At 54.9% G+C, this 14,295-nt stretch carries 14 protein-coding genes; 3 read left to right on the top strand and 11 right to left on the bottom strand.

What is annotated here, in order from left to right; translation table 11 throughout:
* Positions 1-7: 7 nt before the first annotated feature.
* Positions 8-2,077 (top strand): glycine--tRNA ligase subunit beta, encoded by a 2,070-nt coding sequence (glyS, locus tag FDX22_RS28855; protein WP_115257201.1) that lies wholly within the window; start codon positions 8-10, stop codon positions 2,075-2,077.
* A 63-nt stretch (positions 2,078-2,140) separates the two neighbouring features.
* Here glyS and cueP read toward each other — a convergent pair whose 3' ends face one another.
* From cueP to FDX22_RS28840, 3 genes are all read right to left on the bottom strand, one after another.
* The gene (gene cueP / locus FDX22_RS28850) at positions 2,141-2,680 is read right to left on the bottom strand and encodes a copper-binding periplasmic metallochaperone CueP (RefSeq protein ID WP_096759144.1); all 540 of its coding nucleotides are present in this window, start codon (positions 2,678-2,680) and stop codon (positions 2,141-2,143) included.
* A 187-nt stretch (positions 2,681-2,867) separates the two neighbouring features.
* Entirely contained in the window at positions 2,868-3,080 is a 213-nt protein-coding gene (gene cspA, locus FDX22_RS28845) for an RNA chaperone/antiterminator CspA (protein ID WP_004126446.1), read from the bottom strand.
* A 281-nt stretch (positions 3,081-3,361) separates the two neighbouring features.
* Positions 3,362-3,652, bottom strand: coding sequence for an HTH-type transcriptional regulator (locus tag FDX22_RS28840; protein WP_115257202.1), 291 nt, complete (start codon positions 3,650-3,652; stop codon positions 3,362-3,364).
* A 378-nt stretch (positions 3,653-4,030) separates the two neighbouring features.
* Between FDX22_RS28840 and FDX22_RS28835 the strand changes: the two genes are divergently transcribed.
* On the top strand, positions 4,031-4,741 hold the full coding sequence (locus FDX22_RS28835) for a DUF3053 domain-containing protein (RefSeq protein WP_096759146.1): 711 nt from the start codon (positions 4,031-4,033) through the stop codon (positions 4,739-4,741).
* A 58-nt stretch (positions 4,742-4,799) separates the two neighbouring features.
* Here the strand turns inward: FDX22_RS28835 and ghrB are convergent, their stop codons facing one another.
* The 6 genes from ghrB to FDX22_RS28805 all read right to left on the bottom strand — a co-directional run bounded on the left by ghrB (position 4,800) and on the right by FDX22_RS28805 (position 10,714).
* Positions 4,800-5,774 carry a glyoxylate/hydroxypyruvate reductase GhrB gene (gene ghrB / locus FDX22_RS28830; RefSeq protein ID WP_096759147.1) on the bottom strand — a complete coding sequence of 325 codons (975 nt, stop codon included), beginning with the start codon at positions 5,772-5,774 and terminating at the stop codon, positions 4,800-4,802.
* Between the two features lie 22 nt (positions 5,775-5,796).
* Positions 5,797-7,077: an MFS transporter gene (locus FDX22_RS28825; RefSeq protein ID WP_137399633.1), complete on the bottom strand. Its 1,281-nt coding sequence runs from the start codon at positions 7,075-7,077 to the stop codon at positions 5,797-5,799.
* A 64-nt stretch (positions 7,078-7,141) separates the two neighbouring features.
* Positions 7,142-8,080 (bottom strand): sugar kinase, encoded by a 939-nt coding sequence (locus FDX22_RS28820; protein ID WP_146718148.1) that lies wholly within the window; start codon positions 8,078-8,080, stop codon positions 7,142-7,144.
* Positions 8,081-8,083: 3 nt separating this feature from the next.
* A complete protein-coding gene (locus tag FDX22_RS28815; RefSeq protein ID WP_146718147.1) occupies positions 8,084-8,833 on the bottom strand; it encodes a sugar phosphate isomerase/epimerase in 750 nt (249 codons plus the stop codon).
* 100 nt (positions 8,834-8,933) lie between these two features.
* Positions 8,934-9,950 carry a LacI family DNA-binding transcriptional regulator gene (locus FDX22_RS28810; protein ID WP_096759151.1) on the bottom strand — a complete coding sequence of 339 codons (1,017 nt, stop codon included), beginning with the start codon at positions 9,948-9,950 and terminating at the stop codon, positions 8,934-8,936.
* Between the two features lie 101 nt (positions 9,951-10,051).
* A complete protein-coding gene (locus tag FDX22_RS28805; protein ID WP_045448680.1) occupies positions 10,052-10,714 on the bottom strand; it encodes an OmpA family lipoprotein in 663 nt (220 codons plus the stop codon).
* 160 nt (positions 10,715-10,874) lie between these two features.
* Between FDX22_RS28805 and FDX22_RS28800 the strand changes: the two genes are divergently transcribed.
* Entirely contained in the window at positions 10,875-13,208 is a 2,334-nt protein-coding gene (locus FDX22_RS28800) for a molybdopterin guanine dinucleotide-containing S/N-oxide reductase (RefSeq protein WP_146718146.1), read from the top strand.
* Here the strand turns inward: FDX22_RS28800 and FDX22_RS28795 are convergent.
* Together FDX22_RS28795 and tag are read right to left on the bottom strand one after the other, a co-directional pair.
* Positions 13,177-13,617 (bottom strand): N-acetyltransferase, encoded by a 441-nt coding sequence (locus FDX22_RS28795; RefSeq protein WP_096759154.1) that lies wholly within the window; start codon positions 13,615-13,617, stop codon positions 13,177-13,179. The genes FDX22_RS28800 and FDX22_RS28795 overlap by 32 nt on opposite strands.
* Positions 13,595-14,176: a DNA-3-methyladenine glycosylase I gene (tag, locus tag FDX22_RS28790; protein ID WP_096759155.1), complete on the bottom strand. Its 582-nt coding sequence runs from the start codon at positions 14,174-14,176 to the stop codon at positions 13,595-13,597. The genes FDX22_RS28795 and tag overlap by 23 nt, the downstream gene beginning before the upstream one ends.
* Between the last annotated feature and the right edge of the window lie 119 nt (positions 14,177-14,295).

Below are 14,295 nucleotides of genomic sequence, written 5' to 3'. Positions count from 1 at the left end.
GGCGGCCATGTCTGAGAAAACTTTTCTGGTGGAAATTGGCACTGAAGAGCTGCCACCAAAAGCACTGCGCAGCCTGGCTGAGTCCTTCGCTGCGAACTTCACTGCGGAGCTGGACAATGCTGGCCTCGCACACGGCAACGTAGAGTGGTTTGCTGCGCCGCGTCGTCTGGCGCTGAAAGTGGCTGCCCTTGCTGAATCGCAACCTGACCGTGAAGTAGAAAAGCGCGGCCCGGCGATTGCCCAGGCGTTTGACGCGGAAGGTAAACCGAGCAAAGCGGCAGAAGGTTGGGCGCGCGGTTGCGGTATCACCGTTGATCAGGCTGAACGACTGACCACCGACAAAGGTGAATGGCTGCTGTATCGTGCGCATGTGAAAGGCGAAAGCGCAGAAACGCTGCTGCCAAACATGATTGCCACGTCACTGGCTAAGCTGCCGATCCCGAAACTGATGCGCTGGGGCGCGTCTGACGTCCATTTCGTGCGCCCGGTTCATACCGTCACGCTGCTGCTGGGCGACAAAGTCATCCCGGCAACGATTCTGGGTATTCAGTCCGATCGCGTGATCCGCGGCCACCGCTTTATGGGTGAGCCTGAATTCACCATCGACAATGCCGACCAGTATCCTGAAATCCTGCGCCAGCGCGGCAAAGTCATTGCCGATTACGCCGAGCGTAAGGCAAAAATCAAGGCCGATGCCGAAGAGGCGGCGCGTAAGATTGGCGGTAACGCTGACCTGAGCGAAAGCCTGCTGGAAGAAGTCGCGTCTCTGGTTGAATGGCCGGTGGTGCTGACGGCGAAGTTCGAAGAAAAATTCCTCGCGGTACCGTCTGAAGCGCTGGTTCACACCATGAAAGGTGACCAGAAGTACTTCCCTGTGTACGCGAACGACGGCAAACTGCTGCCGAACTTTATCTTCGTCGCTAACATCGAATCGAAAGATCCGATGCAGATTATTTCCGGTAACGAGAAAGTGGTTCGTCCGCGTCTGGCGGATGCCGAATTCTTCTTCAATACTGACCGCAAAAAACGTCTGGAAGATCATCTGCCGCGTCTGCAAACCGTGCTGTTCCAACAGCAACTGGGTACCCTGCGCGACAAGACCGATCGTATTCAGGCGCTGGCGGGCTGGATTGCCGAACAGATTGGCGCTGACGTCAACCATGCCACCCGCGCGGGCCTGCTGTCCAAGTGTGACCTGATGACCAATATGGTCTTCGAGTTCACCGACACCCAGGGCGTGATGGGCATGCACTACGCACGTCATGATGGTGAAGCGGAAGATGTAGCGGTAGCGCTGAACGAGCAATATCAGCCACGCTTTGCCGGTGATGACCTGCCGTCTAACCCGGTGGCCTGTGCGGTAGCCATTGCCGATAAAATGGACACCCTGGCGGGTATTTTCGGTATTGGTCAGCATCCAAAAGGTGACAAAGACCCGTTTGCACTGCGTCGTGCTGCGCTGGGCGTGCTGCGTATCATCGTTGAGAAGAACCTGAACCTTGATCTGCAAACGCTGACCGAAGAAGCGGTACGTCTGTACGGTGACAAGCTGTCCAACGCGAACGTAGTGGATGATGTCATCGACTTTATGCTGGGCCGCTTCCGTGCCTGGTATCAGGACGAAGGCTACACCGTTGATACCATTCAGGCGGTGCTGGCGCGTCGTCCGACGCGTCCGGCTGATTTCGACGCACGTATGAAGGCGGTTTCGCACTTCCGTACGCTGGAAGCCGCGTCTGCGCTGGCTGCGGCTAACAAACGTGTTTCTAACATCCTCGCGAAAACGACAGAGCCGCTGAACGACCGTGTGAATGCAGCAACGCTGAAAGAGCCGGAAGAAATTACGCTGGCGATGAAGGTTGTAGTACTGCGTGACAAGCTGGAGCCTGCGTTTGCTGAGGGTCGCTATCAGGAAGCGCTGGTTGAACTGGCCGAACTGCGCGAACCGGTTGATGCGTTCTTCGAGAAAGTAATGGTTATGGTGGAAGATAAGGATTTACGTATCAACCGTCTCACCATGCTCGAAAAACTGCGTGAGCTGTTCCTGCGCGTGGCGGATATTTCGCTGCTGCAGTAACCGTCTGTTTTGATGTAAAAAATGCCGGATATGCAATTGCTTATCCGGCATTTTTTTATGCTGTTAGCGCAGCTGCAATTCGGTCAGACAGGTCTGGCTGTCATTCATCGTTTTGATGGCGTGAGACGCTTTTTTGCCGTTGTAGCTCACTTCAATTGTGCCTTCCATATTGCGTGGTAGCCATACGCCGATAAAACCATTGCGGTAGCTGGTCATTGCTTTCTGCACCACCACGTCTCCCTTGCTATCCGTCACTTTGACATCAAAGGTCTTCTCGGGCATTTCTCCCTTGCAGCCAGAAAGGCTGTGGTTAAAGCAGGGGTGAGTTTGCCATTCGTACGGGGCAAAGGAGAGATAGAACTTGTCACCAAGCGGTAGCGTATAAACCTGTTCACCGGAAGAGAGTTTTAGTTCGGTGCTGGTGATGGAAGCAGAATAGGGCAGTGGTCGACTCTGAGGCGACTGGTCAATGGCGTCGACAATTTGCTCAACGGATTTCCCGCTTAGCCCATGTTGCGCCAGAAAGGTTGATTCCGGGGTAGCAGCGAATACGCTACTTGTGGTGAGTAAACCTAATAACAGCAACAGTGAGGTTTTCGACATAGCTTCAATTCCTTGTGAAAATTGTGGAATACATGCCGACGTACTATAAAGCTTACCCTTAGGGAAAGGTCAAAGGTGCGGTGGGTAAAGTAATGCAAAGAAGAAAGCTGGGGAAATTTATTGCGAGAGACAGATAAAAAAAATCCCCGCCGTTTGGCAGGGATCTAGAATTTTGAGCTTTTTAAGCTTACAGGCTGGTTACGTTGCCAGCTGCCGGGCCTTTAGCGCCGCTTTCGATGGTGAAGGAAACTTTCTGACCTTCGTCCAGAGATTTGTAGCCTTCGTTCTGGATAGCAGAGAAGTGTACGAACACGTCTTTTGAGCCATCGTCAGGAGTGATGAAACCGAAGCCTTTATCAGCGTTGAACCATTTTACGATACCAGTCATTTTACCGGACATAGTGTATTACCTTTTAAAAAATAAGTGTGCCTTTCGGCGATATGGCGTGCTTTACAGATTTTTTAACAGTAAAGGAAAATGCTCACTACGAAGGGTATCAATGATAACTCTTGAAGGGACTTGCCTTACTAAACTGCTGTAATGGTCTGTACGTCAAACCGTTGAGTGCATTAACTCATTTTACGCCGGAGGATGCAACTACTATTTTCTTTTTTGTTGCTGGGGTTGGTAGTAGAACGGTCCATTTACAGGACCGTTCTGAAGAAAAACCAGAAAAAACATCAATCCATCAACTGCTTACTTAATCTCGGGTCGGCCTGAATCAGGCGCATCAATTTCAATTCGGTACTGGAAGGCTTTACGCGTTTAGACTCCCACTCATGAACCATCGCAACCGTAACGCCCATTACTCGGGCAAAATCATCTGTTTTTAAACCCGTCCCTCGTCGTAGCTGTTCAAATTCGGTAAACGGGTTGGCTTTTTGCGTCAAGGTGACGGTCTGCGATACATCTTTAAAAACAATCTGTTCCAGACTGCTAAGCAGTTCAAGCATAGGATCTTTATATTCCATTGAGGACTCCTAAAATCACACAGCGGGATCGTGAATTTCATCGAAGCTCATTAAGAATAGTCGCAAAAAAAGACGGCGGGCGTGGCGCGCGCGCGGTGGGCGCGTTTCAGCGGATCGCGGTGGCCGACCTGTAGTTTGCTAACGATCTGATAACGGTCGGGATCTCCTCTCGGCCAAACTCATTTGTAAAGATGACAAAATTTTTACGCCATTCGGCTGATGGCGCATTGTTCAGCAAAACGCAGGGCCACCGAAACGGGTATTTTCCCCGACAAGATTACGCGGAAAGGGTATCTTGCGGGGCTGACCTGGACTATCCTTGTCATCGTCAGGCACGCGGGTGTCGTTGTGCGCATTTTTGGGTGAAGGAGTATTAAAATGGCGACAGGTAAGTCCTGCTCTCGCTGGTTTGCGCCTGTTTTGGCGCTCTTAATGGTAGTTGGCCTGAGTGGGTGTTTTGATAAAGAAGGCGATCAACGCAAAGCGTTTGTCGATTTCCTGCAGAATACTGCAATGCGTAGCGGAGAGCGTTTACCGACGCTGACCGCCGATCAGAAAAAACAGTTTGGCCCGTTTGTCTCCGATTACGCGATTCTTTATGGTTATTCACAGCAGGTGAATCAGGCGATGGACTCCGGTCTGCGCCCGGTTGTGGATAGCGTAAATGCCATCCGTGTTCCTCAGGATTACGTGACCCAGCGTGAACCGCTGCGTCAGGCAAATGGTGCGCTGGGCGTGTTAGGGCAACAGCTGCAGAATGCGAAGCTGCAGGCCGATGCCGCACGTGGTGCGCTGAAGCAAAGCGAGGATCTGAAACCCGTCTTTGATCAGGTCTACAGCAAAGTCGTGACTGCTCCGTCAGAGGCGCTACAGCCGCTGATTCCTGCCGCGCAAATCTTTACGCAGCAACTGGTACAGGTGGGTGATTTTATCGCGCAGCAGGATACGCAGGTGAGCTTTGTGGCGAACGGTATCCAGTTCCCGACCTCACAACAGGCAAGCCAGTACAACACGCTGATTGGCCCGCTGGCAGCCCAGCATCAGGCATTTAATCAAGCCTGGACTGCTGCGGTGAACGCAGCCCAGTAATTCAGGGAATAGCGATATACAGAATGCCGGGTACGCAGTAGCGCCACCCGGCATTTTTTTATCCTGCTACCTGCGGATTCACACAGTTCTTCTCGACGTTCCCTTGCAGTGCATCAATTAAGTTATCTACCGCACAGGCCGCCATGTTGTAGCGGGTTTCATGGGTTGCTGAACCAATATGCGGTAGCGCCACCACGTTTGGTAACGACAGCAGCGGAGAGTCTACTGGCAGCGGTTCCTGCTCAAACACATCCAGACCGGCGGCATGAATCTCCCCGCTTTGCAGGGCGGCAATCAGTGCGGTTTCGTCCACGACCGGGCCACGTCCAGCGTTGATGAAAATGGCGGAGGACTTCATTTTGGCGAACTGCGCGGCGCCAAACAGATGGTGAGTCTCATCCGTTAGCGGCAGGATCAGACAGACAAAATCCGATTCCTGCAACAGCGTATCCAGATTGCAGTAGCGCGCGTTGAAGCGCTCTTCCGCTTCCTTATGCTGGCGGCGTGCATTGTAGAGAATGGGCATGCCAAAGCCGAAATGGGCGCGTTGTGCCAGTGCGAGGCCGATGCGGCCCATACCGACAATCCCCAACGTTTTGTGATGTACATCGGTGCCGAACCAATCCGGCCCGATGCTCTTGGTCCATTCACCTACTTTCACGCGTTCAGCCACCTCGACTACGCGGCGAGCCGTGCTTAACACCAGTGCCATTATCGTATCCGCCACGGTTTCGGTCAGTACGGTTGGGGTGTGCATCAGTAAGACATTACGGGCGTTAAGCGCCTCGACGTCGAAATTATCATAGCCTACGGAGATTGTTGAGGTTGCGCGCAGCCTGGGCATGTTCTCCAGCAGGGCGCTATTGACGGTTTCGCTGGAGCCCAGCAGACCTTCCGCACTGGCGAAGGCCTGCGCGTGCTGTGCGACCGTTTCCGGGCGCAGGTTAGGGACTTGAGTCACCGAAAAATGTGCTTCCAGGCGCTGCAGTAAATCGTCAGGTAACGCTTTGTAGAGAATAATGGACGGCTTCATGCGAATCTCCGTAAGTTAAAATTTAAGCGTGGCGTGCGCCAACCGGAATGCGGGTATTATTAGCAGGCTTAACAATCAGAGTTAGCCACACTGAGACAAAAAGCGCCACCCCCATAAAAATGTACGAGGCGGACGGGCTGCCGGTGGTGCCATTGAGGTAGCCAACAAACCAGGAGCCAAAGAATGACCCCAGCGCGCCCATACTGTTAATCAGCGCCATGGCGCCCCCGGCGACGTTACGCGGCAGCATTTCAGGAATGATGGCGAAGAAGGGACCATACGGGGCGTACATCGCCGCACCGGCTATCACCAGCAGGGTGTAAGACATCCAGAAGTGGTCAGCGCCAACGGCCCAGGAGCCGATAAAGGCACACGCGGCGATCAGTAACAGCGGCCAGACAAACAGCTTACGGTTTTGCAGTTTGTCGGAAGCCCATGAGGCCAAAATCATCGCGACGGTGGCGGCCAGATACGGGACCGATGAAAGCCAGCCCACTTCCACCATGCCGAGATTCGCGCCGCCGCTGCGGATAATTGACGGCAGCCACAACACAAAACCGTAAACGCCGATACTCCAGGTAAAATACTGCATACACAGCAGGATCACATTGCGTGAGCGGAAAGCCTCACCATAGTTACGCACGGCTTTAATTCCCTGCTGCTCTTGTTCCAGCTGTGCCTGCAGCGCGCTTTTTTCGGACTCCGTCAGCCAGCCCACCTGGGAAGGTTTGTCTTTGACCAACACCCACCAGCAGAACGCCCAAATGACGGCCGGAAAGCCTTCGATGATGAACATTTCACGCCAGCCGAGCGCCTGAATCAAATAACCCGAAACGACGGACATCCACAGCACGGTGACCGGGTTACCGAGGATCAGGAAGGTGTTGGCGCGTGAACGCTCGGATTTGGTAAACCAGTTGCTGATATAAATCAGCATCGCGGGCATGACGGCGGCTTCTACGACGCCAAGAATAAAGCGGATGGCGGCAAGCATGGGGATGTTACTGACCATTCCGGTCAGCGAGGCGCACCCGCCCCACAGGATCAGGCAGATAAAAATGAGTTTTCGTACGCTGCGGCGCTCGGCGTAAATTGCGCCTGGGATCTGGAAAAAGAAATAGCCGAGGAAAAACAGGGCACCCAGCAGGGAAGAGATCCCTTTGGTAATGCCAAGATCCTCGTTAATGCCTGCGGCGGAGGCGAAGCTGAAGTTCGCGCGGTCGAGATATGCCAGGCTGTACGTGATGAACACGATTGGCATGATGTACCACCAGCGTTTTGCTGCATTGGTTGAGCTATTCATAGACTGCCCTCTGGTTATGCTGTTACGCCGCCTCTGTATGTAGGGTACAGAGTGGGCCGGGGGTTTATTCCGCTAATTGTTCACGTGTGGGTAATCCTTCACTGTCGCCCTGAACCTGTATGGCCAGGGCGCCAATTTTATTGCCTCGGGTCACCGCCTGATGCAGTGAGTGCCCTTCCAGCAGGGCGCTGATGACGCCGACCGCAAAGCCATCGCCCGCGCCGACGGTATCGACCACGTTGTCGACCTTCACCGGTGCGACGCAGCCCTGCTCGCCGTTGGCTGCCTTATACCAGGCGCCATCGGCACCTGTTTTAACAATCACTGCCTTCACGCCGTGGCGCAGATAAAAGTCAGCGATGCCTTCAGGCGTCTGTTGTCCCGTCAAAATCATGCCCTCTTTTAACCCCGGCAGAACCCAGTCGGCCTGGAATGCGAGTCGGTTGAGTTTCTCCACCATCTCCGCTTCGCTATTCCACAGCACCGGGCGTAAATTGGGATCGAACGAGATAGTCTTTCCCTGGGCTTTCATGGTGCGGGCGGTATGGGCCAGCAGTTCGTAAGAACTGGCGGACAGCGCTGCCGCCACGCCACTCAGGTGCAGGTGGCGTGCGCTGGAGAAGTACGCTTCGTGATAATCCTCCATGCCAAGATGGCTGGCGGCTGAGCCTTTGCGAAAATATTCCACGATGGGATCGGTTCCATTTTCGACTTTAGATTTCAGCTGAAAGCCGGTTGCGTAGCGTCCATCCTGGGTGACTCCCTGCGCATCAATCCCTTCTTTTTCCAGCGACTTAATAATAAATCGGCCAAAACTGTCGTGACCTACGCGACTCACCCAGCCGACCTTCAGGCCCAGACGGGCAAGGCCGGTTGCCACGTTAAGCTCTGCGCCCGCGACCCGTTTGATAAATGTCTCTACATCCGCCAGTTCGCCGGTTTGCGTGGCGACAAACATCGTCATTGCTTCGCCAATGGTGACGACATCCAGTGAATTTTTCATGTGTTACTCCTCGCGTAGCAGTTCGACGTAGTGACGGGTCACCGCCGCTAAATCGTGCCCTTCCAGGGGGAATTCAATGCCGCGCGGGACGTCCGTGGGCAGCGTGTTTAACAGTGCCAGCCAGCGCGGGTCTGCCCGATCGGGCGCAACGGCACGAAAGCTGTCGAGATGCGGAGTGGCGGCCTTCACATGGATATATCCCACGGTTGAGGCGAGCGCCTGCGCGGCGTCTTCGGGGGAGTCGCCGACCCACAGCCAGTTGCCCATATCAAAGGTCAGGGATACCGGCAGCTCCTGCTTCTGGCAGGCATCCCTGAAGTGCAGCATAGGCTGCAGGCGTCCGCAGGGCGTTTGATCGTTCTCGACCACCAGTTCCATACCGCTGTCGTTGAGCCACTCACGCAGTGTGTCGAATTGCTGAGTATGGGAAAAATGACCCAGGGAGACTTTTAACCATAACGCCTGCAACGTTTGGGCTTCCTGAAGGAGCGCCGGCAGGTGGGGATTGAGATGACCATCTTGTAGAAATAGCGGTTCTGGCGCGGAGTAGCAGGCCAGCAGGCCGAAGATTTCAATCGCGGATGCCAGGGTTGGCAGCGTTTTAAGCTCGGTGTCGCTCAGCATTTCGCGGCGAATTTCAACGCCGTCAGCACCAGCTTCAGCAATAATAGGCAGCATGGCAGTTTGCCCGCCAGCTGCATGCACCTGGTCGTAACCGTAAGCAGCGGTGACCACCATAATTTTTCTTTTCATGGAAACTCCAAATCGTGCGTTCTTGCTATAACGCTAGATGGAACCGGTTCCAAAGAAAAGACTATGATGCCGAATTTATGATCACCATCACGAAGGAAATTTAACGGGCGGTAGACCCGCGAACGATCAGCTCACCGGAGAAAACCTGTTCCTGAACAGCATCCGATTTACCATCGATCCGGCGTACAACCTGCTCGACGGCGGTATAGCCAATCTGCCAGGTGGGCTGCTTCAGGGTGGTGATGCCGACGCCAGCCAGTTCGGCCCATTCCAGTTCGTCAAAACCGAGCAGGCCGATGTCGCTGCCCCAGTTGAGGCCAATACGCTTCAGCGAGCGGGCCACCTGCAGCGTGAGCGCGCCGTTGGCAGAGATAACGGCCTTACGCATTCCGCGATGCTGCTGATGAAACTGACGCAGCGTGTCATCCAGTTGCGTATTTTCCGCCAGCGAAACCTCGGCATTTTCGGCGATAACGCCGGGATATCGCGCCAGCGTGGCGCGAAAAGCAGTCAGACGTTCGCGTCGGGTGTTAACCATCCCCAACGGCTCGCTGAGGAACAGAATAGCTTCGAAGCCTTGTTCAATCAGGTGCTCAGTGGCAACTGTCGCCGCCTGGGTGTTATCCAGACCGACCATATCACAGGCGAAATCCGGAATTTTACGATCAATCAACACCATCGGTAGTGCAGACTGTTGCAGGCGGTTCAGCCCTTCTTCGCGCATGCCGACGGCATTCACCACAATCCCCTCAACCTGATAGCTGCGCAGCAGATCGAGATAATGCAGCTCCTGGTCCACTTCGTTGTTGGTATTACAGACCAGCGGGGTAAAACCTTTTTCGCGACAGGCAGCTTCGATACCGCTTAACACGTTAACGGAGTAGGGGTTGGTAATGTCGGCGATAATCAGGCCTATCAGGCGGGTACGGCCATGCTTCAGGCCTCGTGCCATCAGGCTGGGGCGATAGTCGAGTTCGGCAATGGCGTGTTCAATGCGGGCCAACAGCGCGTCGGAAAGCAGATGCTTCTCACCGTTGAGGTAGCGTGAAATGCTGGTCTTACCCGTTTTTGCAGCTTTCGCCACATCGCTGATGGTGGCACGTGTTGATTTGCTCATCGCTGATTTCCCTGAATTTAGTGTGAACACCTTATCGTGAAAATCAACGATGGCAAGTGCTTCATGCCGGATAAGGCGCAGCCTGTCTCCGGCACAAAACGTTACTGAATTGGACTCAACGTGATTTCTACGCGGCGGTTTTGTGCTTTACCTTCCGCGGTGCTGTTGCTGGCTATTGGATTCGCCGGGCCCATTCCACGGGTGCGGATACGGTTAGCTTCCACACCCTGAGTGATCAGGGCGCTGGCAACGGAGTCCGCACGCTGCTGTGACAGACGCATGTTCAGATCCTGGCTGCCGGTGCTGTCGGTGAAGCCCAATACGTTGACCGCGGTTTTATTGTACTCTTTCAGTACCATAGCCACGCCGGTCAGGGTGTTGGCCCCGGCAGGTTTCAGGTTGGCGCTGCTGCTGTCGAAGGTGACGTTGTTGGGCATATTCAGAATGATGTTATCGCCACTGCGCGTCACGCTCACGCCGGTTCCCTGCATTTTTTCGCGCAGTTTTGCTTCCTGCACGTCCATGTAGTAACCGATACCACCACCCACGGCGGCCCCTGCGGCTGCGCCAATCAACGCGCCTTTGCCGCGATCTTTCTTCGACGAGGAGAGCGCGCCAATGCCCGCACCCACCAGCGAACCAATGCCCGCCCCCATGCCGGATTTACCCGCTTCGCGTTCACCGGTGTAAGGGTTTGTTGTGCAGCCAGAAACCGCCAGGGCGCCGCTCACGATGGCAGCAATCACAAATACACGTTTCTTCATCTTAATTCCTTAATGACTTTTTTATTCTTTACCACAGCGACTGTGGCGGTTGATTATGACGTGTGAACATGAAGAAAATTCCAGGGAAGACTCTGAAATTTGTAAGTAACATTGAACGGCATAATAAATAAGCCGTCACATCGCATTCAGGAGCGCCATCTTGGCTAATTCACCCGCACATTACTCGGTATTAACCGCCGCCCACTGGGGACCCATTCTTGTTGAAACCGATGGCGACACGGTTTTCTCCTCGCGTGGCGCATTGCCCACTTCACAGCCCAATTCGTTGCAGACCGTGGTGCGCGATCAGGTACACAGCAAAACGCGGGTGCGTTTTCCGATGGTGCGTAAAGGCTTTCTGGCCTCGCCGGAGGCCCCACAGGGTGTGCGCGGGCAGGATGAGTTTGTCCGTGTCAGCTGGGATGAGGCGCTGAATCTGATCCATACCCAGCATAAGCGCATTCGCGACAGTTACGGTCCGTCCTCCATTTTTGCCGGTTCGTACGGTTGGCGTTCGAACGGTGTGTTACACAAGGCCGCGACCCTGCTGCAGCGGTATATGGCGCTGGCGGGTGGTTATACCGGCCATTTGGGGGATTACTCAACGGGGGCGGCGCAGGCCATCATGCCGTACGTCGTGGGCGGGAACGAAGTCTATCAGCAGCAGACCAGTTGGCCCGTCGTACTGGAGCACAGCGACGTGGTGGTGCTTTGGAGCGCGAATCCGCTCAACACCCTGAAGATTGCCTGGAACGCCTCTGATGAGCAGGGGCTCGCGTACTTTGAGGCGTTACGCAACAGCGGTAAACGCCTGATCTGCATTGATCCGATGCGATCGGAGAGCGTGGATTTCTTTGGTGACAAAATGGAGTGGGTCGCCCCGCATATGGGTACCGATGTCGCCCTGATGCTCGGCATTGCCCATACGCTGGTGGAAAACGGCTGGCACGACGAGGCGTTTCTTGCCCGCTGTACCACCGGTTATGAACGATTTGCCGACTATCTGGTGGGGAAATCCGATGATGTCGCCAAAACGGCAGAGTGGGCTGCGGAGATTTGTGGTGTACCTGCGGCGAAAATACGTGAACTGGCAGAAATATTTCACCAAAATACCACCATGCTGATGGCCGGGTGGGGTATGCAACGTCAGCAGTATGGTGAACAAAAGCACTGGATGATCGTCACGTTGGCCGCCATGCTTGGGCAAATTGGCACGCCTGGCGGTGGTTTTGGTCTCTCTTATCATTTTGCTAACGGCGGCAATCCGACGCGTCGCGCGGCGGTGCTCGCCTCCATGCAGGGGAGCGTAAAAGGTGGCACCGATGCGGTGGATAAAATCCCGGTTGCGCGCATCGTTGAGGCTCTGGAGAACCCCGGAGGGTTCTACCAACACAACGGTATGGACCGCCATTTCCCGGATATCCGTTTTCTCTGGTGGGCGGGCGGGGCAAACTTCACCCATCATCAGGATACCAATCGTCTGATTCGCGCCTGGCAAAAGCCAGAGCTGGTGGTGATCTCCGAGTGTTTCTGGACTGCGGCGGCGAAGCATGCCGATATCGTTTTGCCCGCCACCACCTCTTTTGAGCGCAACGACCTCACCATGACCGGTGATTACAGTAATCAGCATCTGGTACCGATGAAGCAGGTTGTGCCGGCACGCGATGAGGCGCGCAATGATTTTGATGTTTTTGCTGAACTCAGCGGGCGCTGGGAGCAGGGGGGGTATGAACGGTTTACGGAAGGCAAAAGCGAGCTGGAATGGCTGGAGACCTTTTACAAGATTGCCGGGCAGCGCGGGGCCAGCCAGCAGGTGACGTTGCCGCCCTTTGCCGAGTTCTGGCAGGCCAACAGGCTTATCGAAATGCCGGAAAGTGCCGTCAACGCGCAGTTTATTCGCTTTGCTGATTTTCGCCGTGACCCGCAGGCGCATCCGCTGAAAACTGACAGCGGCAAAATCGAAATCTACTCGCAGAAGATTGCAAGTTACGGCTACGCGGATTGTGCAGGGCACCCGATGTGGCTGGCGCCGGATGAATGGTTCGGTAATGCTGAGCCCGAGCAATTACAGGTGCTGTCGGCCCATCCGGCGCACCGTTTGCACAGCCAGTTGAATTACAGCACGTTACGCGAGCAGTACGCGGTGGCGGATCGCGAACCGGTGACCATTCACCCGCAGGATGCGAGGGCGCGGGGGATTGCCGATGGCGACACGGTCAGGGTGTGGAATCATCGCGGGCAAATTCTGGCCGGGGCGGTGGTGACGACAGGCATCAAAGCGGGCGTGATTTGTATTCACGAGGGCGCCTGGCCAGATTTGGACCTGTCCGCAGGGGGTATTTGTAAGAATGGCGCGGTGAATGTGCTGACCTGCGATCTCCCCAGCTCGACGCTGGGGAATGGCTGCGCGGGCAACACCGCGCTGGCGTGGCTGGAAAAGTACACCGGGCCCGCACTGGCGCTTACGGCGTTTGATCCGCCTGCCAGTTCATAATCCACGTGGGGTGATGCGTCTCTTCCTGCCATGCGCTGTCTTCAATACGAAAACCCAGCGCATGGTAGAAATTCACCGCCGACTGGTTCTTCTGATAAACCTCAAGGCTGAGCAACGAAAAGCGCTGCTGGACATGCTGCACCAGCGCTTTGCCGATCCCGCTTCTGATGGCGGTAGGTTCAACAAACAGTGCGCCCAAAAAGCGCGCTTCCATCACGCTGGCAAAGCCTTTGAGCTGGCCGCTTTCCTCCCATACCCAGGTTTGTGCTGCGGGCAGGTAGACATCGCGTACGATGGGTTCACTCTCACGCCAGTAGCGTTCTTCAATAAACGGATGAGCATAAATCGTGCTATCCATCCACAGCGCCAGAATCGGCGCCAGATCGTCAGGCGTTGATTGGCGAATCATGTTGACCCTCCGGGTAGCAAATACAGCCGGTGACATGGTCGTTGACCAGCCCGCATGCCTGCATAAAGGAGTAACAGATGGTGGTGCCGACAAACTTAAAGCCGCGCTTTTTTAACGCTTTTGAGAGCGCGTCAGACGCAGGGGTTGAGGTGGGGATGTCGCTCAGGCTGGCGGCGCGCGTCAGCTGCGGTTGATGATCAACGAACGACCAGACAAACTCGCTAAACGGTTCGCCGTTTTGCGCCATCGCCAGGTAGGCGCGTGCGTTGCCGATAATGGCCTGAATTTTCCCTCGATGACGAATAATACCGGCATCCAGCACCAGCCTTTCGACATCATCTTCGGTCATCGCGGCAACGGCGACAGGATCGAAATGGTGGAAAGCATGACGATAGTTTTCCCGTTTCTTCAGGACGGTTATCCACGATAACCCCGCCTGCTGCCCCTCCAGACAGATCATCTCGAACAGCTTTTGACCGTCGGTTTCGGGGACACCCCACTCCTTGTCGTGATAGGCAATGTATAGTGGATCCTGACTGACCCAGCCGCAACGCTGCATATTCTTCCTCGCTGTTTTTACTGGCGTAAAAATTTCATTCGGCTCGCCTTGACGCGCCCGCTAAAAAGACAATATTTAATACAGGGCCTAATGTGCCCGATATCCTTCACACAATGACA

The organism is Citrobacter sp. TBCS-14, assembly GCF_005280805.1.
GTDB classification, from domain to species: Bacteria; Pseudomonadota; Gammaproteobacteria; order Enterobacterales; family Enterobacteriaceae; genus Citrobacter; species Citrobacter gillenii.
The sequence above is the reverse complement of the archived record's forward strand: the minus strand, read 5'-3'. Positions and strand labels throughout refer to the sequence as shown.

What these genes read in the sequence shown, in the direction of transcription:
- glyS (WP_115257201.1), top strand. Translation starts at nt 8, where the DNA reads ATGTCTGAGAAAACTTTTCTGGTGGAAATTGGCACTGAAGAGCTGCCA.
- cueP (WP_096759144.1), bottom strand. Translation starts at nt 2,680, where the DNA reads ATGTCGAAAACCTCACTGTTGCTGTTATTAGGTTTACTCACCACAAGT.
- cspA (WP_004126446.1), bottom strand. Translation starts at nt 3,080, where the DNA reads ATGTCCGGTAAAATGACTGGTATCGTAAAATGGTTCAACGCTGATAAA.
- FDX22_RS28840 (WP_115257202.1), bottom strand. Translation starts at nt 3,652, where the DNA reads ATGGAATATAAAGATCCTATGCTTGAACTGCTTAGCAGTCTGGAACAG.
- FDX22_RS28835 (WP_096759146.1), top strand. Translation starts at nt 4,031, where the DNA reads ATGGCGACAGGTAAGTCCTGCTCTCGCTGGTTTGCGCCTGTTTTGGCG.
- ghrB (WP_096759147.1), bottom strand. Translation starts at nt 5,774, where the DNA reads ATGAAGCCGTCCATTATTCTCTACAAAGCGTTACCTGACGATTTACTG.
- FDX22_RS28825 (WP_137399633.1), bottom strand. Translation starts at nt 7,077, where the DNA reads ATGAATAGCTCAACCAATGCAGCAAAACGCTGGTGGTACATCATGCCA.
- FDX22_RS28820 (WP_146718148.1), bottom strand. Translation starts at nt 8,080, where the DNA reads ATGAAAAATTCACTGGATGTCGTCACCATTGGCGAAGCAATGACGATG.
- FDX22_RS28815 (WP_146718147.1), bottom strand. Translation starts at nt 8,833, where the DNA reads ATGAAAAGAAAAATTATGGTGGTCACCGCTGCTTACGGTTACGACCAG.
- FDX22_RS28810 (WP_096759151.1), bottom strand. Translation starts at nt 9,950, where the DNA reads ATGAGCAAATCAACACGTGCCACCATCAGCGATGTGGCGAAAGCTGCA.
- FDX22_RS28805 (WP_045448680.1), bottom strand. Translation starts at nt 10,714, where the DNA reads ATGAAGAAACGTGTATTTGTGATTGCTGCCATCGTGAGCGGCGCCCTG.
- FDX22_RS28795 (WP_096759154.1), bottom strand. Translation starts at nt 13,617, where the DNA reads ATGATTCGCCAATCAACGCCTGACGATCTGGCGCCGATTCTGGCGCTG.
- tag (WP_096759155.1), bottom strand. Translation starts at nt 14,176, where the DNA reads ATGCAGCGTTGCGGCTGGGTCAGTCAGGATCCACTATACATTGCCTAT.